The sequence below is a fragment of the Streptomyces odontomachicola genome, assembly GCF_039605595.1.
In the GTDB taxonomy this organism is placed as follows: domain Bacteria; phylum Actinomycetota; class Actinomycetes; order Streptomycetales; family Streptomycetaceae; genus Streptomyces.
In genome coordinates this window covers 258875-282180 of record NZ_JBCFOK010000003.1, presented here as the reverse complement: position 1 = coordinate 282180, position 23306 = coordinate 258875, and the positions used below count along the sequence as shown (strand labels likewise).

The following is a 23306-nucleotide window of genomic DNA, read 5'->3' as shown; positions in this document are numbered from 1 at the left end:
ACCCCGCCGCCTTTCCCACTCGTGCGCACCCCGCGAGCACTGGCCGAAAACGTAACCATCCTCCGCGACGACTGCGCTTCTCGGCACTCGAGTTCCGTTCCCAGAGACACGCGGACGTTCGCCTGACGCATCACCACTCGCCTCGGCTTGCCGTCGCCCCGGCCACGGCATCGCTCGCGTGACGATCAGGGCAAGAAAATCTCATTAGTCGAAATCTGCAATTTCTGCGATTTCGGACCGAGTCTCCTCGGCCTCTTTCGTGCACCCGACTTCGTCGAGCATCATAACTTTCATGCCCAAAACGGTAGACATATATTCATTCAGGCTAGCACGCTCGGAGGGTGGAACCTTATAGTACTCCTGAGTTGATTCGCCTGCGAATTTTAGTGCCCTTCTGAGTCCTCCTCGCGCATACCACATCAAAGACAGGGCGGCCAGGGAGCGCATGACGTCTCTGCTATGGTTTGGATTCTCTTGCTCGAGTTCCGAGAAGGTAGCCAGCGCCTCACTCCCGGCGTTAAGCCCTTCATCATGTCGCCTCGATTGCGATAGATGTAGGCCGACTTCACGCAAGGAAGTCGCTACACTGAGGCCGAGAACGGATGAATCTTCCCCTGGCAAGCTCCGGAATATCGCAAGTGCTTCCAGATTGAGGGACAGCGCCTCACCCATCTCGCCAGCTTTCACCGCCAACCTCCCGACCCTATTAAGCACCACACCAAGAAGGAATCTGCGTGGCGAGTCATTCTCTTCTGTCAGCACTCGATACTTTTCCAGTGCTCTGCGTCCTTCTGTCAATGCCTTCTCCGGCTGCCCCGCGACGTCTAGCCAATAGCTAAGAAGGAAAAGCCTGTTGGCATAACTACCCAGAGCGGCCGCTGGGTCAATCAGGTAAGATTGGTTCCCGTCATCAGTGAAGGCCTTAAGGCCACTCTCGAGGAGTCGTACAGCGATATCTGATGCTCCACGAACGTCCTCGGTAGGACTTGACAACTCCTTGGTAACCGCCAAGTGGGTTTCCATGTGGAGACGACGGGGTCCGTTTAGAGCTGCCGTCAAATCGCGTTGGCCGCGTTTGCTCATATCAGACCGGCGGCTCTTCTCGTGGGCTAGAGTGGCCCGAGTTAGAACGGTGATAATCCGCTTCTCTTGTTCTCCAGAGGCGCGCTTCAGAAGGTTATCGAGAGTGGCTGAGTCGATCGTCGCAGTTGCGAGATATTCCGCCACCCTGTCAGGCTGGAAAGATCCCCAGTACTGATTATTTTCGGGCGGGTACAGCGCATGGAGCCACTCGGCGATTTTCACTGCCTCCTGGGATGTGACACCGTGTATTTCTTGTATTGTGGCCTCGGCCTCGGCTTGACTTTCCGCTCCGCACAAGACCGACACTGCGACTGCGTGACGCAACGTAGTGGTACGTACATCACCAAGTTGAAAGGCAGGAGTGGCTGCGGTGTTTTCCCAATAGCGCTGCTCATGGGCGAGGAGAGCTGCCTCGACTGGCTCACCCGGAGTTACGCAAACGGGAACTGAACCTCGCTGCAAGAGGTCCGTTAGGGCGGTCATCTGCAATGTGAGTGCAGAATCGTAGCGCACGTGCTCCAGGTCTTGCGGGGGCTGCACCCTCGCGGCGATAGCTGGCCAACCACCGTCTGGCCGACCTAGTCGGTCAGATAGGTTACTTTCCAGCAGGGATGCGAGATTTTCGGCTGCTCGAGCGAATGCGGCGGCGCGTGTATGAGTGAGCTCTTCACGCGAGTTGAGAGGCGATAGTTCGACGACAGGAGCTGTGCGCAAGATTTCACGCGCGCCAGCGGTGGCACTTAGGTTGTCAGTCCGCCATGCACCGTCAAAGCGGGCTACCAGAAGCATGCGAGTACGGTGTCGAGTGACACGTAGGTGTTCGATCAGTGTGCGGACCCAATAGGGACGCTCTTCGGCATAGTCGATTACCAGTAGAAGTGGGTACGCAGTTTTCAAACTACTCAAGTCTGGGAACTGAGCAGGGCTGTCTGGAAGATGAGAATGAAGGTGTCCGGCGACCCATCCCATGTTGCGGAGTATGCCAGTCAGGTGGCGCGCAAGCCGAGTCTTTCCTTGCCCACCGGGCCCCGTGAGAACCTGCAGCGAGAAAGTATCCGTTTCCTGAAGGCACCATTCCAACAATTCACGCTGCTCCTCCTCCCGGCCGTAGAAGGGGACGGCCTCGACGTCTGCACGCAGGAGCATGGCTGGGGACCGCAGGTCACGTTCCCGAGACGTTGAAGCAAGAAGGCCGGTTGCCTCTGCCGGTTCAAGATGGGGAACCCAACCTGTGTGCTCAGTGACCAAGTCACAGAACTTCTCATCGGTCAAAAGCTCACTTGCACGTGTTGCGGTGAGACGAGTCCCCTTGGTGGCTTGGCGATCTTGCCGAACGACTCCACACAGTAAGTCACCCCCGTTAGGGTCTTCACATATAACGGCAGCCCCGGAAATACCAGACCAAGGAGTTACCTTCCTCCCGGCCGACGGCGCTACAGGAATGAATGGCTCGCTACTGGAAATCTCATAGAGTCCGGCCAGGCCGCCGTCACCCGGGTCGATCTCTCCGGTGAGCTGTTCATCCAAACGGCGCCCCGTAGCTTCCTTTTGCATACGGGGGAAACCTGCAACGGACACAGGGTAGGGGCGTGTGCCAATAAGGTAGCCCCAGCGTTGCGGAGGTCGTATCCGCAGAGTTTCGAAAGATGACGGATCCCAGCCACCTCCTTCGTCCACTTCGATCAGCGCAGCATCGATGACGTCATCTATTCGGCGCCAAATAACTGAGCCTGTGTATTCCTGATCGCGCCTATCCGGTGGAGATACAGTAACCGTACCCCCTTTGAGTCCTGAGGTGTCACTCACTAGGTGGGCAGCAGTCAGCACCAGTCGCGGCGCTAGCAGGTACCCAGACCCAAAGTCCGGTCCTTCTTGTGGAGACGTATGGACGCGGATCCGTACACGTCGTTCGAACTCCATAGCTAGAATCTCTCCTATATCGCTGTGTTTTCTACACGTCTACCTCGACGATTTTATTCCTTGTCACTGACGTCGATGTCACCGCCATCAGGTCGATGCGGGTTCAGTTGCAACGTGACTTTGTGAGTGGCATTTACACTGCCCTCTTTCTTGCCTCCGAGGCTTGCTACGCTGAACCTGAGTCCACCATCGACGCCTTGCGTACGAGTCAACTCCATGCCGAGTTCTAGCGTTATCTCGCCCAGACCGAACAACACGCCTTCTTGATGGTTCTCATCACATTCGGTTGTTCGTGTCTGCGCTTCGATGATCTGCTCGCGCAACAGGGTGATTGCGTCTGCCAGATCCATCCAATCTCCGCCTGTTCCATTTGCCATGGCTATCCTCTGCTTGCACTGTGTCACGCTGATCATATACATCTGCGAGCAACGCGTGGGCCAGTTCGAACAGAAACGAGTATTACGGGCTATGGGTAGCCTCCTGATAAACGCTTCTACGGGCTTATATTCCGCCTCCGCTTCTCGATCTTCGACACCTCTCCGCCATCGAGGGCGACCTCGCCGCGCAGTGCAGAAAGGTCGCTGTTGCGGTGCAGCGCGGGTCGCCCCCGCGGACGCGGCCGACCCGCGCTGCTGTCGCTCCACCTTCAGCGGCCGCTCCGCCCCGCACGACGCAGCCTGGCTCACCGCCCGATTCTCCGGTGAGGCTGGCCCGTTCGCTCCACTGCCCGACCAACACCGGGCCCGCATCCTGCACGCGCTCGGCACCGGGGCCGTCACCGTGCCCATCCCCGACCGGCCGTGCCCCTGGTGCGCTGGGCAACTCATCCTCCGCGGGAGCCCGTTCGGCGACGCGGTCACCTGCACCACCGGGGCCGACTGCACCGCGCCCGTACGGCTCGACGAGGAGGGGCACCGCACATGGGCCGACGGCGAGGACATCGCGGCCCTGCACACCGCGCTTGCTGCGGCCGACCGCCGTCGGCGCCGCCGCGACGCCAAAAGGGAAGGGGTGCGGATCCTGGCTCATACAAGATTTTCGTAGACGTTGATCGTCCGGCTTCCTGAAGGGTGACGCTGGGCGGGGCGCTGGGGCTGTGTGACGAGACGCTGTTACTGCTGATGCCTCAACTGGAGCCGGTGGTGGTCGAGTCGGTCGAGGTGGCCGATGACGTGCTGGTCTGCACCGCGCATACGCGGGAGGCTCCGGTGGCCTGCCCGGGGTGTGGGGCGGTCGCGGACTGGGAGCACAGCCGGTACGTGCGGCATGTTGCGGACGAGGCGGTCGGTGGCCGTCCGGTGCGGATCGATCTCTCGGTGCGTCGGCTGTACTGCGAGAACCCGCAATGTGTGAAGGTCACGTTCGTCGAGCAGGTCGACGGGCTGACCGTGCGCTACCAGCGTCGCACCCCGGGGCTGCAGGCGATGGTGGTTGCCGTGGTCACGGTGTTGGCCGGTACGGCCGGCGCCCGGCTCCTGCACTGGCTGCATCAGAGCCTGAGCTGGGCGGCCCTGCTCGGCTGCCTGATGAGACTGCCCGACCCGCCGGTCCCGCCCGTGCGCGTGGTGGCCGTGGACGATTTCGCTCTGCGCCGCGCCCGCCGCTACGGCACTCTCATGGTCGACGTGGAGAGCCGACTGCCCCTGGACGCCTGGGACACCCGCGAGGGCGAGCCGGTGACCGACTGGCTGCGCGCGCACCCACAGGTCCATACCGCATGCCGGGACGGCTCGGCGGTCTACCGCGGTGCGATCACCGCCGCCTCCGAGCGCATTGTCCACGTCAGCGACCGCTTTCATCTGTGGCAGGGGCTCGGCCGCAATGTCTACGAGATCATCGCGGCCCACCGTGGGTGCCTGCCCGACCCCGCAGCACCAACTACCGCACCGCGCCGCCTCGGTGGCCGTGCGGCCGCCCGCGCCCGCCGCAACCATGCCGAGGTCCACCGGCTGCTGGAGCAGGGAATGGCACTGCGCGCCATCGCCCGCCACCTGGACCTGGACCGCAACGTGGTGCGCCGCATCGCCCGCGCGGCCACCTGGCAGCAGGCCGCTCCCACCTGGCCGCAGCGCGTCGGCATCCTCACTCCCTACCAGGGGCACCTGCACCGCCGGTGGAACCAGGGGCAGCACAACATCGCCGCGCTGTTCCGCAAGCTTGCCGCGCGCGGCTTCGGCGGCAGCGAGGCCACCGTCCGCCTCTACGTGACCGACCACCGCGAGACCCTCGATGAGGGCCTGCCGCCTCCCGCTCCGGCCCGCAGCGCCTTCGAGGTCTCCCGGCTGCTGATGAGCCGACCCGGCCATCTGGCCGAGGACCAGCGCGTCTTCGTCAAGGACCTGCTCCAACGCTGCCCGGAGCTGCATACAACCCACCAGCTCATCCGCGCCTTCGCGGCCGTCTTCGACAAGCGGCGCCCCGCACTGCTCGACGACTGGATCCGCCGGGCCCGCGCCTGCGGCATTCCCCAACTGCGCAGCTTCGCCGCCGGGTTGCTCGACGACCTCGACGCGGTCACCGCGGCCGCGACCCTGCCCTACAGCTCCGGCGTCGCCGAGGGAAGGATCACGGACCTGAAACTCATCAAGAGGCAGATGGCCGGCCACGCGGGCATCCGCCTCCTACGCAAGCGCGTCCCGCTCATGGCCCACGCCCGCCGCACCCCACCCCCGGACGTCACTGACGACCCATGGACGATCAACGCTCACGAAAATCTTGTATGAGCCAAGAACTACACCCAGCTCTTCGAGCAGACCAGCCTGTTCCGCTTCTACTCCTTCCGCATCATCCCCGGCGTTCTGCAAACCGAGGGCTACGCCAGGGCCCTGCTGCGCGCCATCGCCGCCTTCCACGAGGCTCCCGATGATGTGACCGCGGCCGCCGCCGCCCGCGTCCAGCGCTCCCAGATCATCCATCAGCCCGGCCACCGTTTCGTGCTCCTGGTCGAAGAGGCCGCCCTGCACTACCAGTTGGGCAGCGCCGAGGACATGGCCGCCCAACTGGGGCACCTGCTGACCGCCGGAGCCCTGCCGTCGGTATCCCTGGGCATCATCCCGGCCCACCTGCCCCAGCGACCCATCCGCCCGCTGGAAACCTTCCACATCTACGACGACACCCTCGTGGCCGTCGAGCTCCTGACGGCCCGCGTCACCGTCACCCAGCCCTCCGAGGTCGCCCAATATCTCAAAGGATTCGAGGAGTTGCGCCGCCTCGCGGTCCACGGCGCACAGGCACGAGCCCTCCTCGTGAAGGCCATCGACGCACTCCAGTGACAGCCAGCACACCATTCTTGCGGAGCGCTCCTAGAGGCGCCCGCAGAGTCGGGGCGCTCGGGACCGCAGAGCCGTCAGGGCGTACCCACAATGGCGCCCGCCGCGCAGAAACCTTGCCCAGCACGGCGCGGAGCTCCGATCGCGCTGGATGCGCACCTCAGTGCGGGGCCGCCCTCTGTTGTGGGTGAGCCACATCGCCCGAGGCGCGCCAGGTAGTTGGCAGCCGACGTTGAGGGGGCTCGGCATCGTGGGTTCCCGGATACGGACTTGGAGCATCGGGGAGGCCCTGATGGAGGACCAGGCGAGTGGTGGCACCGCCGAGGCGCAGCGATGGCTCATTGAACGGGCCGATGATGCCTTCACCGAGGTGCAGCGGGCCGACACGAAGGCAGCGGCGCTGTGCGGTGTGACCGGGGGACTCTTGGCCCTGGGGGCGACGGTGTTGGGGCAGTCGCAGGATCGCTCGCGGCCTGTGGCGTGGGGGCTGGCTGTAGTGGGTGCACTGCTGATGGGGGCGCTCGTTGCCGCCTTGAGGGCGCTGCGTCCCGCGCTGCCCCCTGCCGGCCTGCACGCAGCACTGACAGCTGAGGCGGGCGGCGAGGGGCTCGAGAGCGTGGCGCCCGCGGAGGCTGATCTTGGATTTTGAGAGGCAACGGCTGGTGAGGGCCAGCCCGCTGATCTTGTCCCGCGAATGATCCATGATCGTGGCCAGGTCAGTCCGCGGCGATCCCCGGATAACAATGCGCGTGGTACCAGTCCGGGGCCACCGGTAGCCACCGTGGCGGGTTGCGGCGCCGCTCGCACAGCCGCAGCCACGCGGTCGGTGCGTGCTGCGGGTCCTCGGGCAGCAGGCGGCACAGGGCACACAGGAGAACCTCCCAGCCGGGCCCGGAGTTGCCGGGGCAGTACACCAGGAGCAGGTCCTGCCCGGGGCCGCAGACCGCGCAGCGCCGCGGTGGTTCCGGCATCATCGCCCGCTCCCCTCGCCTTGACCGCTCTCGGCTGCCAGGGCCGCGCGCAGCCGCTGGGGTGGGGTGAGCCGGTGCGGAAAGTGCGGGCCGCACGCCCAGTGCAGGGCGGGCGGAGCGGTGCGGTACTCGGCGGGCAGGGTCAGCCAGTCCCCGGCTGTGTACCACCGCACCACGCCCGGCCAGGCCGTTCCGCCGCCGTCCATACTGGTCAGGAAGTAGGCGTGTTCGTCGTCGGCCGCCACATCCCCGCACTCTCCCCCGAGCCGCTTGAGCACTCGCCGCGCCAACTCCAGGGGCAGCCGCACCACCTCCCACTCCTCGCCCGCCGGACGCAACAGCATCAGAAGGTAGGCATCCGGCACGAGATACGCCCACTCCCCTACTGGTACCGCTCCCCAACGGCCGGTACAGACTCGTCCTCAACTCCCCCGACACCACTGGTCCTTCTCGACCCGCGCTCAGGCAGGCGGTCAGCGGTGGTGGAGCATCGAACGCACGCCTTTGTCACCGGCCGGGTAGGCCAGGCCGCGCAGCACGACGACGGGGGCGCCGCGTCCGCGCTGGCCGAGGATGAGCCCGGCCGCTGCGGCAATCATGTCGGTCAGGGTCTCTCCCTGCCGCTTGAGGCGGCCGTCGGGCTCGGCGTGCTCGGAGATGCGCAAGGGGGCGACTCCCGCTGCGCCGATGGAGATGACGGTGGCACCGCGGCGGTCGCCGCGGCCGTCGGAGTCGGCGATGACCACGGCAGGGGCGGCACCGGTGTGCTGGGTGACCGCCTCGCGCAGGGCGCGCGCGGAGGCGTCGGGGTCGGCGGGCAGCAGCCAGGCGCCCTCAGGACCGGCGCGGTCGACTCCGGCGGAGGTGAGCTCCAGACCCAGCCGGTGGCGGGCGATGATCGGGCCGGATTCGGTGGCCAGGACGTGGCTGTGGGACTCCTGGAGGATCAGCTCGACCAGTTCGGCGGGTTTGCCGGTGCGGGCGGACAGCTCCAGGGCTTGGGCGCTGGGGGTGATGGTGGCCAGGTCCACGTAGCGGCCCTCGGCGATGGAAACCGGTTTCGAGGCGACGATGAGGACGTCGCCGTCGTGCAGGCGTGTGCCGCTGGCGGACAGCGCTCCGGTGAGGGCGGCGGCGAGGTCGTCACCGGGTTCGATGGTGGGGAAGGGCTGCAGCGCGAAGAGGGAAACGGCGTCGGTGGCGGGCGCGTTCATGGGGCGGGGCTCCCGGAGACGGGTCGGGTCAGGGCGGTCGCCAGCTGGGTGTGGGCGTGGGCCAGGGTGGGGCCGCGCTGGCGGAGAGGGGCCGGTGGCGGTGAGCCAGGCGCGGACCCGGTAGAGGTAGTGCGGCCACAGGAGCTCGGCTGCCTGGTGTGGCGGGGTGCCGTCGGTGACGGTGTGCCAGGCGGCAGCGAGGGCGTGCGGCCACACCTCGTCAGCGTAGCGGGCGGCGGGCGGGGCGAGAGCGCGAGAGTGGAGAGCATCGCCGCGCGGCGGCACAGGCCGAGCCAGACCCCTCCAGTGCCCCGATTCGCTCCTGCTCTCCCTCACCATCCAGCTCATGGCAAAGAGGGGCTATTTGACCGCTATTGTGATCTGAGCCTCGCCAGATCTAGGTGAAGCCCAACGAGTCGCGAGGAGCGCCGTGACGTCCATATACCTGTCCTCCACCACGCCCCACTGGCAGCCCAAGACCGAGGGCGACATCCGGAACGCCGTCGACGGCGGGCTGCTGAGCGAGTCCAGTCGGCTCGACGCGAAGAAGGAGCTGCTGACCAAAGGCGACAACAAGGAGCTGGCCCGCGATCTCGCCAGCTTCGCCATCGACAGCGGCACTCTGATCATCGGCATCGGCGAGGACAAGGAGCAGCGCCGCTTCACCTTGGAACCGCAGAAGCTCGACGGCCTGGCCGAGAAGATCGACCAGGTCGCCCGCACGATCCCGGACCCGCCGCTGAGCATCATCACCGAGGAGATCCCCGCAGCGGACACGACTCTTGGGTACGTGCTGGTGCACATCCCGGCCAACCCGCAGGCCCCGCACATGGTCGACGGCCGCTACTACGGGCGCAACGACAAGACCAAGCACGTCCTCACAGACGCGGACGTGGCCCGCCTCCACGCACGCCGTCGCTCCGGGGAGCAGGACGCGCTCGCACTCCTCGCCCACGAGATGGGCAGCGACCCCATGCGCGGAGTTGGGGACCAGGCCCACCTGTTCCTTGTCGCGCAGCCGCTGGCCGGACAGGAGGACATGCTGCTGGACCTCACCAGTGGACAGGACTGGAACAGCCGCCTGTATCACTTCCTCACCCGGTCCGACACGTCCGAGTTGAGCAAGGTGTTGGACGGGGCCGGAATCGCCCCCGACCTCGGCGACGCCACCAACGGCTCGCGCAGGGCAGGCGGGGCCGCCAGGAGCAGTCCGTGTCTGGCGGACGGGCGGGTCTACAAGTCCGACGGCAGCCTCGCCGCGCAAGACGCAATCGAGGTGCAGGTCTTCGAGGATGGAGGGCTGCGTCTCTTCCAGAGTCGGTTGTCAGCGGCTGGCCACAGCGGCGAGCAAGTGATCCTCGACGCGGCTCCAGTGAATTTGCTCCGCCGGTTCCTCGCTCTGGTCACGGCCGCTGCCGACGAGAGCGGGTACCTCGGCAGTTGGGCGCTCGCAGTCGGCGCGACTGGCCTGCGCGGCAAAGTCGCCCACTCCACCACCAACGCAGCACGTTTCTTCGCGCAGTCCCCGATGTACGACCAGGATGTCTACCGGCGGGCGACGGCGGCGAGCTGGGAGGAACTGACGGCGAGCCCCGGGGGCATCTCCCGCCGACTCATCGGGCCGCTGCTGCGCACCCTCGGGTGCGAGGAGAGGTGGATGCAGGCCCTCACGGACTCCGAGCCATCTGCGTAACCGGGAAACACCGGCGAGGTGCATCATTCGAGGTCACGGCCCGGACCGACCGTCGGGGCCGTGACCTTGAGTGTGTGTATCATCCCTGTCCGCAGTCGGCCGTTCGGTGCGGTACGGCCGACCGCACGCTCCGGTGATCGTAAGCAGCACGCCCGTCTTCCTGACGAGAGGTCCAGGTGCAAATCCTGGCCGGCGCTCTCCCCGACACCCGTCTCAGGGGGCGCCACATGTTCCACGGATCTATCCCGGCTCCCCTTCGCTCGATCATCTACGAGCACGCGGGCGCCTGGCCGGAGACCGACATCTACGTCGGCTGCTCAGGCAACTTCACCATCGAGCGCGTGCTGCACTCGCGGTTCGACAACGCGCGGCCGGTGCACGACAACGACATCACCGCGTCCACCCGAAGATCCCCACCCGCGACCGGCGGGCACTCCTAGCGTGGTGGGCCGACATGCGAAGGACGTCCATCGTGAGGGACTGGCACGCGCTCGCCCAGGGCGACCCGCAGCCCACCGAAGGCGCTCTGGTGTCCGCCGAGTTGCTGCGCATGCTGCGGGACACGAGCACCCCCGTGGAGCCGCAGAAGACGGCCGTTTCGATCGACTCGTCCGGCGGCGGCCGGGACGTGGCCGGCGTCGTCGGCGGCTTCCTGGGCGATGACGGGCGGGGTGTGGGTCACCGACGACGTTTCCGCGGTGATGTCCTCGGCGGACTGGTCGATGGCCGACTGCCGTCTCGCACACCGTACGGAGGCAGCCGTCATCTTGGTGGAGTGGAACTACGGCAGGGACTTGTGTGAGCTGGCTGTCAGAACGTCGTGGGAGACGTTGCAGCGGCAGGGCGAGATTCCCGGCGATGCCCTCATGCCGCAGATCGCGCCGGTTCACGCGAAGCAGGGCAAACTGCAGCGCGCCGAGCCTGTCGCGCAACAGATGGTGCAGGACCGGGTGCGGCTGGCCCGGGTATTCACCGACCTTGAGCGCGAATGGGCGACGTAGATGCCCACCGACCCGGACTCACCGGGCCGGATCGACGCCTCAACGACCCTCGTCTACGGCCTGATCCCCGACGCGAATCAAGGCGCCGTCGTCCACGCCCCGCTGCCGCAGACACCGCAGCCCAGCACTCCCCCACAGCAGCCACAGGCTGCATCCGCGTACGAACGCCAGATCGGCCGTTGAGTGCCCGTGCCCCCCGGATGTGGGCCGGAGACCGTGTAAGTCACTGCGATCCATCGTTGATCCAAAGGTCAGGTTTCCAGTCGAAATTGAGTTCGGAGCGGATCAGCAAGCGGACTAGCTCCTTATTGAGCGCGCTCTCTCTAGACGTGGCATCCGCAAGTTTTCGAGCAAGCTCCGTCGGTGACGGCTGCTTCTCCCATGCCTCGGCGGGGATAGCGGAGAGGTCATCGCCCTCTGCCGGTTTGACGCCGACGCTGCGGAGCACGGCAAGGCTGGAGGTGCACTCACTGAAGGAGAGCAACACGCGCGTCTCCCACACAAAGGCCATCATCAGGCCGAGGTCGTCGGTCGCGACGATGAGCCAGCGAACGGTTGCTGTGGTCCATTCGCTCTCCCCGATGCGGTACGACTCAATGTCTTGGACTGTTCGGGGCCCGATCGTCGTTGCGTCTTCAAGCTTGATGAGACGGGCAAGCTGCCCCGCCCTCGTTGCGCCCACGTAACCGTTGAACGAGGAGGATTCGACCATTGCCGCAGCCTCCCCATCGAGGTCCGACAGGCTGTACTCCAAGGCCAAGGCCCGCTCGACTTCTGCCTCATCGACTTCAATGCGCTCGGTGAAGCGGGAGAAGACATCGTCCAGCGAGGTCAGGTGAACGAACCGGTCGCCCAGCTCGTTGATGTCTCCCCGCAGCGCGGCAGGGTAGGTCTCGCCGTCTCCGAAGTCCCTTGTATTGCCGCTCACGAAGTAGACGGTTTCGTCAGGGTGGTCGCGGGCGAACTCGACAGCCGACAACCAGATCGTGGCGTCTCGGGCCCCTGTCTTGACGTCCTTCTTGTCCCCGCAAGGGGCAATCTTGTTGGCCTCGCGATACAGCGCCTCGCGCATGACGGCCTCGCTGACCGGCAGGACGTCGACGATCTGCCGGTAGAGCCCGCGCCAGTGCTCGCGTACCTTCTCCGAGCGCAGCGGCGGCGGCCCGGCCACCTCCTGCCACGGGGTGGCTTCCGCAAGGGCCTTGGCAGCTTCCTGCGCCCTCTGGTGTTTCGTCTCGTAGGGGATCGTCTTCTGCGCGGCCAGTTCTTCGAGCACCATCCAGGGGACGGCGACTTGGTGTGCGCCGGCTTCCCGGAGTGCCCGGAGCAGGTCGGTGCTCGTGCCGAACCCGCAGCCGCGGAGCACGCACGTATCCAAGATGATCACAAGTCCCCCTCTGTGGAAGTGTGATCAATCGTGGCAGAGCGCCCCGGCCTCGTGTATCGAATATCCGATCATCGCAACCCCCTTGGTATGGGCGGCCCCCGGCGCCGCCCCTCAGAGGGCCCCGCACCCGTAGCGGCAGCCCGATACGGCCGCAAGGGCTGTCTCGGGCCCGAGCTCCCGCTCAGCTCCCAGGACTCGGTGCCGGTAACCGACCAGGCGTGCCTGGATCACCGCTGTGACGAATTAGGGCCCCCAGGGCGCCAACCAGCGCACCCACCTCACCGCATTCACGCGGAGGTGCCGAGCGGCTTACGAGCCGGCGCCCAGCCCATCACCTCGCTCACCTTCGGCTGCGAACTCATGCGCAACTGGACACGCGCGGATGCCGACCGCTGGCGGAACACGGGCTCCTGCCGGGCTTGAACGCCCGCCCATATCGGGGCTGAAAAGTCCGGATCGGCCCGATGAAATCGGCTGGCGCACCCTGTGCGCCGGTGGGCAAGATCGCGTGCAGGCGGATTCCAGGGGCCGTTGCAACACATGTTGGTCAGCTGGCTAGTTCCAGCAGCCTAGCGAGACGCTCGGCTGGGGTTTCCCAGTCGAGCGTTTTGCGTGGGCGGCTGTTGAGTTCGGCGGCCACGTCGTTGAGGTGGTCTCGGGTGTGGACCGTGAGGTCGGTGCCCTTGGGGAAGTACTGCCGCAGCAGGCCGTTCGTGTTCTCGTTGGAGCCGCGTTGCCATGGGCTTGCGGGGTCGCAGAAGTAGACCGGGATGTTGGTGGCGACGGTGAAGGCACCGTGGGCGGCCATTTCGGCGCCCTGGTCCCAGGTCAGAGAGCGCACCAGGTGAGTGGGCAGGGTCTGGACGGTGTCCATGAGGGTGTCGCGGACGTGTTCGGCTCTGCGGCCCTCAGGGAGATGCAGGAGCATGACGTAGCGAGTGGTGCGCTCGACGAGGGTGCCAATGACGGAGCTGCCGTCCTTGCCGACGATGAGGTCGCCTTCCCAGTGGCCGGGAACGGCCCGGTCGTCGGCCTCGGGCGGACGCTCGCTGATCATCACCATCGGGGTGGAGAACCGCGAGGTGCGTTGCTGGGCCTGGCGCCGGGGCTTGCGCCGTGTCCGGCCCGTGCGCAGTGCTCTGGCCAGCTCGCGGCGGAGTTCGCCCCGGCCTTGGACGTAGAGGGCCTGGTAGATGGTCTCGTGCGCCACGTGCATCTCCGGCCGGTCGGGGAAGCGGGCCCGTAGGGCCTGGCAGATCTGCTCGGGACTCCACCGTAGGTCCAGGCGATGCTGGATGAAGTCTCGCAGTTCAGGGTTCTGGCCGATCTTGCCGGGCTTGGGGCGGGGCCGGCGGGTGGTGGAGCGGGCATGGGCGGCATAGGGCCGGTAGGCCCAGCGGGAGTTGTCCTTGCGCAACGGCATCCCGTTGCGGCGGACCTCCCGGCTGAGCGTGGACGGGCTGCGGCCCAGCTCGGCCGCTATCTGCCGGATCGACGCCTTGTCCCGCAGCCGGTCGGCGATGTGGGTGCGGTCGGACTCCCGCAGATACCTCGACGGGCCGTCGGGGGCCGGTGCCGCGTTGATCGGGGCCGCTGCCTTGTCCTTCCCGGAGGCCGCCCGGCCGTTGCGCCACCGCTCAACACTGCCGAACCGGTCAGATCCGGGCGCGAGACGGCCCCGCCCGGGCTCACCATGAACGCGGACCCCTTCGACACCGAGCTTCTGGGCGTCCGATCCGAGGCGCCTCATACGCACTTGGACGTCAGCGGATGCCACCTCAGCCCAGAGACCGCGCATCGACAGTGGGGAAACGCAGACGGACCCCCGAACCGCGGCTCTCCGAATTGGCGGAAGCTAAGAGCTTGGCACTTGAAGCTCCTCGCACAGTCGAATGGTCTGGCTGCTGGGCTGCTCACCTACTTCGCTCAGGGCGCGGGTCAAGAGAGCCAGGGTGCGGGGGATGGCCTCGTGTTGGCCGAGGCGGGCCTGGAGGCGGGCGATGTCGCGGTAGAGGGCTTCGTTGTAGAGGTCCTTCTCGCGGGCCTGCTCCAGCAGCAGGAGGGCTTGCCGGGGCTCATCTCGACTCAGAGCGCGTACGAGTGTGCCGATCGCGTCTAGGTAGTCCCTGCGGAATGATTCGCGCGGGGTTTCTGCCCATTCGGCGGAGACGTCTTCGGCGAAGTCGCCCTCGTAGAGCGTCACGACGCGATGCAGGGCGGCGGCGCGGACCTCTGATCCCGCCCCTGAAGCCCGGGCCGCCGTGAGCGCTTCCTGGAAGTCGCGGACGTCCGAAACGAGTTGGCCGGGGTCGAGGGCGTACTGGGTCTCGAAGTGCTGAATCAGCTCGGTGACGGCATCCTGAGTGACCAGCCGGAGGGAGCGGCGCATCTGGCTGAGAGCGGCGTGGAAGCTGTTGTACGGGCGCTGAGTTGGAGCGTCGGGCCACAGGGTGGCGGCGAGGGCTTCGCGACGTACGCCGGTGGGGCGCAGGATGAGGTAGGCCAGCAGCTCGCGGTGCTTGGGGGCCAGGGCCGTGGTGATGTCCATGTGCGTGTCGGTGTCGGCCGGGCGGTAGGTCAGGCGGACGCGGCCGAAGGCCGAGAGGCGTAGCGGGCGGTCGTCGGCGGGCGAGGGGGCTTCGGGGCGCCCGCCGTGCGGCGGCGTATCCCCTTCTGCGGCGGGTTGTTCTCCAGGGGCCGTGCTCGTGTCGGGCGGGAGGAGTGGCTCCTCCTCTTCGGACTCTGTGGGCTCGGTGGCTGTCGGGGCTGCTTCGGCCAGGAGGCGGAGGAGGTCTTGGGCGTCGTCGGTCGGGAGTTGGAAGAGGCGGGCGTTCTCGAAGGCCTCCGCGTGGGTGGGGCTGGTGGCGGCCACCGTGCCGTCCTCGCGGATGCGCAGGGTGGCGCCGGGGCGCCACTGGCCCAGGAGGATGCCGGCCAGGCCCAGGGTGGAGCCGTTGTCGAGGATGGCCTGCAGTTGGCCTTCCGTGTCCGGGGTGGGGGTCGCGAGCAGGACGACGGGGGCGAAGGGGCCCTCGGTGTCGTCGTCTTCCGCACGGGCGGTGGTTCGGCCCAGGAGCTCGGCTTGGAAGGCGGTGAGGGCCTCGTTGAGGTCTGCTGCGACGCGGATCTGCGGTGGGAGCAGGTCGGCGGTGATGTGTTTGCCCAGCAGGTGGCGCAGGTCCGCGGCCGGGACGACGAGTTGGATGCTCTGTTGTGTGGAGGGTTCGGCGAGCAGGTGGAGGATCAGCGCGCGGGCGGCGGCAGCGGCTCCGGGGCCGAGCAGGCCGAGGCCGCGGCTGCGGGCGAGATCCCAGGCGAGGGGGCGGCCGTCCTTGACGCCGACCGGTGTGGCCGTGGTGGCGTCTGCGCCCCGTTGTTCCGCCTCCGGGGCCGGCGCCTCGGTGGTTGTCCGCGCAGGAGATGCGCTCGTGGCTTCGGTGGCCGGTTGCTCGGTGGTGGCTTGGTCGTGGGCGATGCGCAGTGCCCGTACGACGGGGGCGATGTGGATGTCGTCGCGGTGTCTGCTGCCGGGGCGGTAGCGGATGCGGCGGCGGTGGCGCACGGTCAGGAGGGCGGCGGTGATGGCGGTGGCGAGGCCCAGGCCGACGAACGCTCCGCTGGGCAGGTCGACGCCGGGGCCGTGGCGCTGGTTCTCCTCGTGCGGAGAGGGCGCCGGTGTCTGTGCGGGTGGGGTGGCCGGGGGTGCAGGGGGCTGCGAGGGCCGATCGGGCGGTCGGGGCTTCTTCGGTTCGCGGTCGTTGTCACCGGGTTCCGGGCACGGCTTGGGGAGGCGCAGTGTCCAGCCCGGTTTGATGATGCCGGGGTGGGTGAGGGACTCGCCGTGGGGTTGGGGGCGTCCGCGGTTGAGGGCGTAGATCTCCGGCCAGCGGTGCCCGTCGTTCAGGTGTCGCTGGGCGATGCGCCACAGGCTGTCGTGGATGCCGTGCCGGGGTGGTTGGACGGTGACGACGCGGTCCTGCTGCTTGGGCCGTGCCCGGTCTCTGTCGGGGTCGGTGGGCTGGTGTGGCTTGTCGGTCGGCTCGTGTGGGAGGAGGGCGGTTGCCGCGGCCGGTTTCGCCGGCGGGTTCGCGGTGGGGTGGCGGGTGGAGAGCAGGGCCAGGAGGACGGCGCCGACCAGCCCGGCGGTGAGGGTGCGCAGCGGGCTCGTGGTACGGAGGTGCAACTCCCGTACGCGGGCGAGGCCTTGCACCGCTGTACGGCCGACGTCGAGGACGAAGGCGCCCCACAGGGCCCACAGGATGCAGGCGAGCGTGTTCAGCAGCAGTTCGGTGCGCAGCGGTGAGGTGAGGGCCACGGAGACCTCGGCCCCGGTGGGCAGTTCGTCCGGGAGCGGCCAGCCGATGAAGTGGGCCAGCGCCCAGGGCGTACCCGCCAGGAGCGCGCTCAGGGCGAGAGCCGCGACGGTGCCACGTACGGCCATGCCCGTGCGGCGCAGGCGGGGCACGCGGTGACGCGGCCTGGATGCAGGGTGCGGTCGTACGGCCATGGCCCCGCCTCCTTAGGGCTCGGGGGCTTGCGCGTCACGGACGGGGTGGGCACTGCCGGTGGCGGAGACGGTGAGGGTCTCGAGGCCCAGCAGGCCCAGGAGCTGGGTGGGTTGGCGTGCGGTGACGGTCACGGTGATGGAGTTCGTGCTCGCGCGTATGCGACCGGTGTCGGGTGTGGCGGTGAGGTAAGCGTGGGCTCTCTGGCGGGCCTCGGCGGGCAGGAGTTGCAGGGTGCCGTCGCGGCGGTAGGCGGCCAGGTCGAGGGCCTGGGCTCCGTTCCGTGCGGCCTCTTGAGCTTCGCCAATGGCGCGGACCTTGGCGGCCAGGGCGAGCCCGCCGTCCAGGACGAGCCCGGCGAAGAGCAGGACCGCGGCGGCCAGGACCACAACGAAGGCCGTGACCTGCCCCTCCTCGCCCCGGCCGCGCAGGCGCCGGGAAAGCGTGTGCTCGGCCCGCCTCATGGCGCCGCCTTCCCGCTCTTCTCGGTGGCCGTGCCGCGGTAGGCGTCGACCGGGGAGGTGAAGTGGGCGGTGAGGTTCATGGAGCCGGGGACCTGGAGTGCGGCGAGGTCGTGCAGGCCGACTGCGCAGGTGAGGTGGATGCCGACCGTGGTGCCGGGCTGGATGGTGCCGTCGGTGGTGACCGAGAGGGTGCGGCAGGTGAGGCCCGCATCCCGCAGCGCGGCGGCGGCCGTGGTACGGGCGCCGCTGGCCGCGGCTGCGTTGCTGCGTTGTTGGCTGGCCGCGCGGGCGGCCTGGTGGGCTGCGTCTTCGACGCGCAACCGCGCCTCGGACAGCCGCCCGCAGTAGACGAGGAACCACAGCATCAGCACCAACAGCGGGGCGAGCAGGATGAGTTCCACGGTCACCGAGCCGCGCTCGGCACTGGCGCCGGCCCTCATTGCCCCTCCCGGTCCTCGACTCGGAAGGCCTCGACGGGGCCTGCGGCGCGGGCGCTGACGGTGAGGTGGAGGAAGGGCACCACGCTGCTCGCCGTCCCGGTGATGCGGACCTCGGCGCGCTGGGCGTCGCGGTCGACGGCGAGGTGGGGCCGGCGCAGGGGCCCGCGCCCCAACTGCTGTAGCACGCGCTGGCCTTCGCGCTGTCCGGTCGCTGCGGTGCCGCGTTCGACGCGTGCGGCGGAGAGTGCGTGGGCCGCGGTGGCCTGGGCGATGTGGGTGGCATGGAACCACATGGCCGCCTGTGCGAGCAGCAGGACCAGGAGGAGGGCCAGGGGCAGGACGAGCACCATCTCGGTGGTGGCACTCCCCCGCTCCCCCATCTCCGCCTCCCGGGCCGCTATTTGAACTTCACGCTGTGGGCCGCGGCGAGGATCTGCGGTCCGAAGTAGGCGGTCACGGCCAGGGCGGTGGCGGCCAGGAAGGCGATCCAGATGACCTGTTCGGTGGTCACACCGCGGTCGTCGTGGGCGATGCGGCGTGCGAAGGCCTTCAGGCGGGCCATCAGGATGCGGCGGCGCGGAGACACGGCGGGCGTCCTCTCGGAGCGGTGGGGTGGTCACAGTGAGGCGCTGATCTGGGAGAGGGCCGGGTAGAAGACGAAGAGCACGAAGCCGATGGCCATGAGCATCGCGGGCAGGGCCATGCGTTCGGTGGCCGCATTCGCCCGCCCTTCGGCTTCGGAACCTTCTTTCGCGCGCATGGCGGCGGCCTTGGCCGCCAGAGAGGCGCGGATCTTGGAGCCTTCGGTCCCGGCAAGGGAGAGCGCGGCCGACAGCTCGGTCAGCTCGTGGATGTCGAGTTCCTCGCCGAGCTGTTCCAGGCTGGCCCAGGGGGAGGTGCGGGTCAGGCGGGCGGTGGTCAGGGCGCGGCGCAGCTGCTGGAAGGCCCAGCCGCGGCCGGTAGCCGCGGCGTCGTGGAGGGCCGCGTCCACGCCGGCGCCGCCCGCGAGCAGGATGTGGATCAGGTTGAGGTAGCCGCTGAGAGCGTGCCGGAAGGCGGTGCGGCGCTGCTGCGCGGCAGTACGTACGGTGATGCCGGGCAGCAGGAAGCCGCCCAGTGCGAAGGCGAGGGCCACGGCGGTGGGCACGGGCCACGGGAGGGGCCGTCCACCGAGGACGAGGGCGAGTTCGACGAGTGTGGGCAGCAGCAGCCCGGTGAGGGCGAGGACGGCCATCTCCGCCAGGTGCGTCTCGATCGAGCGCCCCGTGACAGCCAGGTCCTTGCGCATCGCCTTCCCCGGGAGACCGAGGGCGCGGAGCAGGCCGGTGAAGGGGGCCCCGATGCGTACCGACCAGCCGCCTTCGTCCGCGAGGGCGATGGGCGGGCGCGAGGGTACGGCGTGCAGGCGGGCGACCATCTCCGACAGGGGCGCACGGGGCGGGAAGAGGTAGACCACCAGCGCCCACAGTCCGGCCCCGGCACCCGCCGCCAGCAACATCACGGCGATCACGACGTCGCCCCCTCACGCGGCCCGCCGACTCCCACCGCCGGCTCGGTGTCTTCTTCTGTCAGGCTCAGGAAGCGTTCGGGCTCCTCCAGCCGGGCCATGCGCCGCAGCCAGTGGAAGGCCAGCGTGAACAGCGCGCCGATGCACAGCAGCACGAACTGTCCGGCAAGGCTGTCGTAGGGCGCGAGGAAAGCGGGGTTGAGGACGATCAGTCCTCCGGCAAACGACAGCGTCGTCACCACGACCACCCGCAGCGTGGTCCGCGTACGGGCCCGACTGGCATCCACCCGCTGGCGCATCTCCACCTGCGCCCGCGCCGTCGCCGCCAACTCACCCAGCAGCGGCGCGACCTGGCGGGCCTGCTGTTCGGCGGCGAGCACGAGGGCCGCGAGGACGAGGTCGGCACTCGGGTCCTCCAGTTCGTCCGCCAGCTGCCGCAGCGCCGGGGCAAGGCGCTCGCCGTGTTCCAGCCGTTCGGCCAGAGCTTGGATGTGGGGGCGCACCGGCTTCGGCGCGGTGCGGGCGGTGGCGATGACGGCCTGCTCCAGCCCGGCCGCCGCCGCGAGGGTGTCGCGCAGCATCTCCGTCCACCCGGCGATGCCCTCCACCAGCTCCACGCGGCGCTGGTCCGCCGCGCCGATGCCCAGCAGCCGCGGGAGACTCCACACCGCCATGGCCGCCAGCACGCCGCCCACCACCCAGCCGGTGAACGCCCCGGCCACCAGACCGGAAGCGATTGCGGCGGCGAGCCAGCGTCCCTGGTGCTCGCGTCGATGCCGGTTCCGCTGGCGCGCCGAAGCAGCAGCGCCCCGATCTCGTACGGCCCGTACGAGCAGCAGCAGCCCAAGCCCCACGCCCAGGCCGCATAAGCCCGCCAGCGCCACCCACGGGCTCATCCCGCCCACCCCTGCTGCTCTGGCGCCAGCCGGCCCTCGGCGTGGAAGCCCGCCGCCACCAGCTCCTCCAGCGTCTGCGTACGCAACGGCACTCCGGGAACGGCCCGCAGGTCGGGGCCGGGGCGGAAGACCTCGTTGGAGACGACCTGCTTGTCGTCCGCGTCGATGACCTCGCGTACGGAGGAGACCACCCGGCGGCTGTGTTCCCCTCGCGGCTTGTCCAGGTGGACGACGAAGTCGAGGGCGGAGGCGACCAGGAGGTTTGTGGCCTCCAACGGGAGGCGTTCAGGGCCCTGGACGGCGTAAGCGGCCAGGCGGATGAAGGCACCCTGGCTGGTAGAAGCGTGCAGCGTGCCCATGGAACCGTCGTTGCCCTGCGACATCGCGTTGCACATCGGGATCACCTCGGGCCCGCGCACCTCCCCCACGATCACCCGGTCCGGGGACATGCGCAGCGCCCAGCGCACCAGCTCCGCCTGGCTCACGGCGCCCTGTCCCTCGATGTTGGCCTCGCGGGCCTGCATCGCCACCACGTCCGGGTGGGCGCGGGCGTCGGCGTCGAGGCCGAGTTCGAAGACGTCCTCGATGGTCACCAGCCGCTCCCAGGACGGAATCTCCGCAGCGAGCGCGCGCAGCAGCGTGGTCTTGCCCATCGCGGTGCCGCCGGTGACCAGGATGTTCTTACGGGCGCGAACGGCCGCGGACAGGAAGTCCACCAGGAGGCGGTCCAGTGTGCCCACCTTGCGCAGGGTGGAGAGCGGAACGGTCTGGTAGCGGTGACGGCGAATCGACATCGAGGGGCGGGCGGTGACCGCCATGACCGCGAACACCCGCTCCCCTCCGGGCAGTTGGAAGGAGACGCCGGGACTGCCGCGGTCGAAGCGCCGCTCCTCCACACCCGAGCGGGCGGCCAGATCCCGGATGAGGTGGACCAGCTCGGTGTCCGAACCGACCACCGGCGGCAACTGCTCCCGGCGCCCGTCGGCGTAGCGGACGAAGACCCGGTCCCCGGTGATGTTGATGTTCTCGATGTCGCGGTTGCGCAGCAGGGGCTCCAGCCCTGCCAGGCCGAAGACCTCATTGAGCACGGCCGTGACTACGCTCTGCTCCACCGGCGCGGGTACCACCTGCCCGCCGCTGCCCAGGCGTTCGCGGGCGAACTGCTCGGCCGCCTCGGCCACGATCACCTCGGCGTGCGCGCGGCGCTCCTCCTCACTCCACGGACCCCCGCCACTCTGCTCGCTGACCCGGATGCGCTCCGACAGCTGCCGGGCCAGCTCCGCGCGCAGGCGCTGGCGCAGTGCTTCCGCTCCGGCATCCGCGTACATGCCCATCGCCGGCACGGCGGCAGGGTCCGCGGCGGCCGGGCCCAGCGCGGGGTACGACACCGCGGGCCGCGTACCCGCTACCCCTGTCACGGCTCTGCCGTGTGCCTGCTTGCTCATTGCGGCGCTCCGTTGCGGGACTGGGCCACGCCGTACGGCCGAGGCTCTGCGGGCACGCGGAAATGCACGGCCGGTGCGGCCAGTTCGTTGCGGCCGACCGCGGCGTGGGCCCGGGCGGCGGCGCCGTGCTGCAGGTGTGCAGCGAGGGCGGCCAGGGCGCGTCCCAGGGGTGAGCGGGCGGGGGCGGTGCGGCGCCCTACCGCGCCGTTGAGCGTGGCGGCGCCACGTGCGTCCTCCGGGAGGCGGGCAGTCACCTCGATGCCCAGCGCCTGCTCCACCTCGGCGGTGGGGTAACCCTCCCCCACCAGCACGAAGCACGGCCACGCGGACCAGCGCGCCACAGCCTGGACCGTGGTCGCCACATGCGAGAGGGCGTCGTCGCGGGCCCGGGCCAGCACCAGGAGGACGTCGGCCTCCCGTACGACGGAGGCTGCCGGTGAACTCGCCTCCAGACGCCCGCAGTCCGCCACGACCACCGTCCCCGCACGGTCCGCCGCCTGCCGCAGCACCGAGTTCTGCCCGGACACCAGTTGCTCCAGCGCGACGCGCGCCTGCTCCGCGCCGGGCGGGCCGGCCACCACCGACAGGCCGCCGGGCAGGCGCTGAGTGTGCTGCCACACCAGGCCCGGGGTGTTCGGGCGCCGGGTGGCCGCGGCGAAGCCCACCAATCCCGGAGAGGTCTCCAGCCGGAAGCGGGCCAGCAGATCCCCGCCCGCCGCATCGCACTCGACCACCACCGGCTGATGCCCCGCAGGCCAGCCGCTGGCCAGCCCGAGGGCCGCGGTCGTCGCCCCCGGCGACCCCTTCACACCGCACACCGCCACCAGCGTCATCGCGCACCTCCGTGGACGATGACGAGGCGCAGCGCGCCGTCCGGCGCCGCGGCGAGCTCCTCGGCATCCGCGTCGGCCAGCTGCAAGGTCACGGCAGTGAGCTGCTCATCCGGGGGCCGTTGGAGATCGGTGACGGTGGCCTCCCAGGTGGAGGCGGGCTCCTCGCGCTGCTTCGCGCCGGGCTCGGCCTCCTGCGGCGCCGCCACGACCCGTACGCGGTTGCCCGCCTTCAGTCCCGTGGGGAACTGCCCCGTCTTCAGCCCCACCGCCGCCACCGCCATCCCCGCGGGCGGCACCGCCGCCGGACCCAGCACGCTCTTCGTCAGCAACGCCCCGCTGGGGAGGCTGTAGGCCACCGGCCGCCCCACGACCGCCTCGCGAAAGCGCACGGGCAGCGCCGCCAGGTCGCCGTCGCGGGAGATGCTGGCCTCCCGCACATCCCCGGCCTCCAGCCGCTGCCCCACCGACACCGGCCGGTTGAGCACCAACACGCTCTCCCGCTGCCCCAACTGGGAGGCAACGACCACGCCCCCGGCCGCGCAGCCGAGCACCAGCAGGCCGCCCACCAGCAGATACGGCACCCGCCGGCGCCGTGGCGCGCCCGTCATCCGGGCCGGCGCCTTCGCCGCGCCGCTTCCGTGGGCCACATGCGGACCCCCACGCGTAGGCACTCGCGCG

At 68.9% G+C, this 23306-nt stretch carries 23 protein-coding genes and 1 pseudogene; 7 read left to right on the top strand and 17 right to left on the bottom strand.

Features of this window, described 5'->3' with window-relative positions; translation table 11 throughout:
• Positions 1-204: 204 nt before the first annotated feature.
• Both ABEE00_RS06450 and ABEE00_RS06445 read right to left on the bottom strand, forming a co-directional pair.
• Complete coding sequence (locus ABEE00_RS06450; protein WP_345744278.1) at positions 205-1305, bottom strand: tetratricopeptide repeat protein; 1101 nt, start codon at positions 1303-1305, stop codon at positions 205-207.
• A gap of 1751 nt (positions 1306-3056) precedes the next feature.
• Positions 3057-3353 carry a trypco2 family protein gene (locus ABEE00_RS06445; RefSeq protein WP_345744277.1) on the bottom strand — a complete coding sequence of 99 codons (297 nt, stop codon included), beginning with the start codon at positions 3351-3353 and terminating at the stop codon, positions 3057-3059.
• Between the two features lie 771 nt (positions 3354-4124).
• Here ABEE00_RS06445 and ABEE00_RS06440 point away from each other — a divergent pair.
• The 3 genes and pseudogenes from ABEE00_RS06440 to ABEE00_RS06430 all read left to right on the top strand — a co-directional run bounded on the left by ABEE00_RS06440 (position 4125) and on the right by ABEE00_RS06430 (position 6921).
• Positions 4125-5726, top strand: a complete 1602-nt coding sequence (locus ABEE00_RS06440; protein ID WP_345744276.1) for an ISL3 family transposase — start codon at positions 4125-4127, stop codon at positions 5724-5726.
• Between the two features lie 6 nt (positions 5727-5732).
• A pseudogene (locus ABEE00_RS06435) lies at positions 5733-6275 on the top strand (DUF5753 domain-containing protein); the annotation flags it as partial.
• Between the two features lie 289 nt (positions 6276-6564).
• On the top strand, positions 6565-6921 hold the full coding sequence (locus ABEE00_RS06430; RefSeq protein WP_345744275.1) for a Pycsar system effector family protein: 357 nt from the start codon (positions 6565-6567) through the stop codon (positions 6919-6921).
• A gap of 67 nt (positions 6922-6988) precedes the next feature.
• On the opposite strand, the gene ABEE00_RS06425 is transcribed toward ABEE00_RS06430, so the two are convergent.
• The 3 genes from ABEE00_RS06425 to ABEE00_RS06415 form a co-directional block, all read right to left on the bottom strand.
• Entirely contained in the window at positions 6989-7246 is a 258-nt protein-coding gene (locus ABEE00_RS06425; protein WP_345744274.1) for a hypothetical protein, read from the bottom strand.
• A complete protein-coding gene (locus ABEE00_RS06420; protein ID WP_345744273.1) occupies positions 7243-7608 on the bottom strand; it encodes a hypothetical protein in 366 nt (121 codons plus the stop codon). Before ABEE00_RS06420 ends, ABEE00_RS06425 begins: the two co-directional genes overlap by 4 nt.
• A 108-nt stretch (positions 7609-7716) precedes the next feature.
• On the bottom strand, positions 7717-8457 hold the full coding sequence (locus ABEE00_RS06415; RefSeq protein WP_345744272.1) for a coenzyme F420-0:L-glutamate ligase: 741 nt from the start codon (positions 8455-8457) through the stop codon (positions 7717-7719).
• Positions 8458-8887: 430 nt separating this feature from the next.
• Between ABEE00_RS06415 and ABEE00_RS06410 the strand changes: the two genes are divergently transcribed.
• The 4 genes from ABEE00_RS06410 to ABEE00_RS06395 all read left to right on the top strand — a co-directional run bounded on the left by ABEE00_RS06410 (position 8888) and on the right by ABEE00_RS06395 (position 11334).
• Positions 8888-10150, top strand: coding sequence for an AlbA family DNA-binding domain-containing protein (locus tag ABEE00_RS06410; protein ID WP_345744271.1), 1263 nt, complete (start codon positions 8888-8890; stop codon positions 10148-10150).
• A gap of 227 nt (positions 10151-10377) precedes the next feature.
• Positions 10378-10590: a putative antirestriction adenine methyltransferase gene (locus ABEE00_RS06405; RefSeq protein ID WP_345744270.1), complete on the top strand. Its 213-nt coding sequence runs from the start codon at positions 10378-10380 to the stop codon at positions 10588-10590.
• Between the two features lie 231 nt (positions 10591-10821).
• Positions 10822-11151, top strand: a complete 330-nt coding sequence (locus ABEE00_RS06400; RefSeq protein WP_345744269.1) for a hypothetical protein — start codon at positions 10822-10824, stop codon at positions 11149-11151.
• Entirely contained in the window at positions 11152-11334 is a 183-nt protein-coding gene (locus ABEE00_RS06395; RefSeq protein WP_345744268.1) for a hypothetical protein, read from the top strand.
• Between the two features lie 40 nt (positions 11335-11374).
• Here the strand turns inward: ABEE00_RS06395 and ABEE00_RS06390 are convergent, their stop codons facing one another.
• The 12 genes from ABEE00_RS06390 to ABEE00_RS06335 all read right to left on the bottom strand — a co-directional run bounded on the left by ABEE00_RS06390 (position 11375) and on the right by ABEE00_RS06335 (position 23236).
• Positions 11375-12538, bottom strand: coding sequence for a PIN domain-containing protein (locus ABEE00_RS06390; protein WP_345744267.1), 1164 nt, complete (start codon positions 12536-12538; stop codon positions 11375-11377).
• Positions 12539-13085: 547 nt separating this feature from the next.
• The gene (locus tag ABEE00_RS06385; RefSeq protein ID WP_451918504.1) at positions 13086-14288 is read right to left on the bottom strand and encodes an IS30 family transposase; all 1203 of its coding nucleotides are present in this window, start codon (positions 14286-14288) and stop codon (positions 13086-13088) included.
• A gap of 105 nt (positions 14289-14393) precedes the next feature.
• Positions 14394-17045, bottom strand: a complete 2652-nt coding sequence (locus tag ABEE00_RS06380; RefSeq protein ID WP_345744266.1) for an AfsR/SARP family transcriptional regulator — start codon at positions 17043-17045, stop codon at positions 14394-14396.
• Between the two features lie 12 nt (positions 17046-17057).
• Positions 17058-17507 carry a TadG family pilus assembly protein gene (locus ABEE00_RS06375; RefSeq protein ID WP_345744265.1) on the bottom strand — a complete coding sequence of 150 codons (450 nt, stop codon included), beginning with the start codon at positions 17505-17507 and terminating at the stop codon, positions 17058-17060.
• Positions 17504-17947, bottom strand: a complete 444-nt coding sequence (locus ABEE00_RS06370) for a TadE/TadG family type IV pilus assembly protein (protein WP_345744264.1) — start codon at positions 17945-17947, stop codon at positions 17504-17506. The genes ABEE00_RS06375 and ABEE00_RS06370 overlap by 4 nt, the downstream gene beginning before the upstream one ends.
• Positions 17944-18327, bottom strand: coding sequence for a TadE/TadG family type IV pilus assembly protein (locus ABEE00_RS06365; RefSeq protein ID WP_345744263.1), 384 nt, complete (start codon positions 18325-18327; stop codon positions 17944-17946). Before ABEE00_RS06365 ends, ABEE00_RS06370 begins: the two co-directional genes overlap by 4 nt.
• A 17-nt stretch (positions 18328-18344) precedes the next feature.
• Positions 18345-18533 (bottom strand): hypothetical protein, encoded by a 189-nt coding sequence (locus ABEE00_RS06360; protein ID WP_345744262.1) that lies wholly within the window; start codon positions 18531-18533, stop codon positions 18345-18347.
• A 30-nt stretch (positions 18534-18563) separates the two neighbouring features.
• Positions 18564-19457, bottom strand: coding sequence for a type II secretion system F family protein (locus tag ABEE00_RS06355; protein ID WP_345744261.1), 894 nt, complete (start codon positions 19455-19457; stop codon positions 18564-18566).
• The gene (locus ABEE00_RS06350) at positions 19454-20350 is read right to left on the bottom strand and encodes a type II secretion system F family protein (protein ID WP_345744260.1); all 897 of its coding nucleotides are present in this window, start codon (positions 20348-20350) and stop codon (positions 19454-19456) included. Before ABEE00_RS06350 ends, ABEE00_RS06355 begins: the two co-directional genes overlap by 4 nt.
• Positions 20347-21795: a TadA family conjugal transfer-associated ATPase gene (locus ABEE00_RS06345; protein WP_345744259.1), complete on the bottom strand. Its 1449-nt coding sequence runs from the start codon at positions 21793-21795 to the stop codon at positions 20347-20349. The genes ABEE00_RS06350 and ABEE00_RS06345 overlap by 4 nt, the downstream gene beginning before the upstream one ends.
• Complete coding sequence (locus ABEE00_RS06340) at positions 21792-22628, bottom strand: CpaE/TadZ family protein (protein ID WP_345744258.1); 837 nt, start codon at positions 22626-22628, stop codon at positions 21792-21794. The genes ABEE00_RS06345 and ABEE00_RS06340 overlap by 4 nt, the downstream gene beginning before the upstream one ends.
• The gene (locus ABEE00_RS06335; protein ID WP_345744257.1) at positions 22625-23236 is read right to left on the bottom strand and encodes an SAF domain-containing protein; all 612 of its coding nucleotides are present in this window, start codon (positions 23234-23236) and stop codon (positions 22625-22627) included. Before ABEE00_RS06335 ends, ABEE00_RS06340 begins: the two co-directional genes overlap by 4 nt.
• Between the last annotated feature and the right edge of the window lie 70 nt (positions 23237-23306).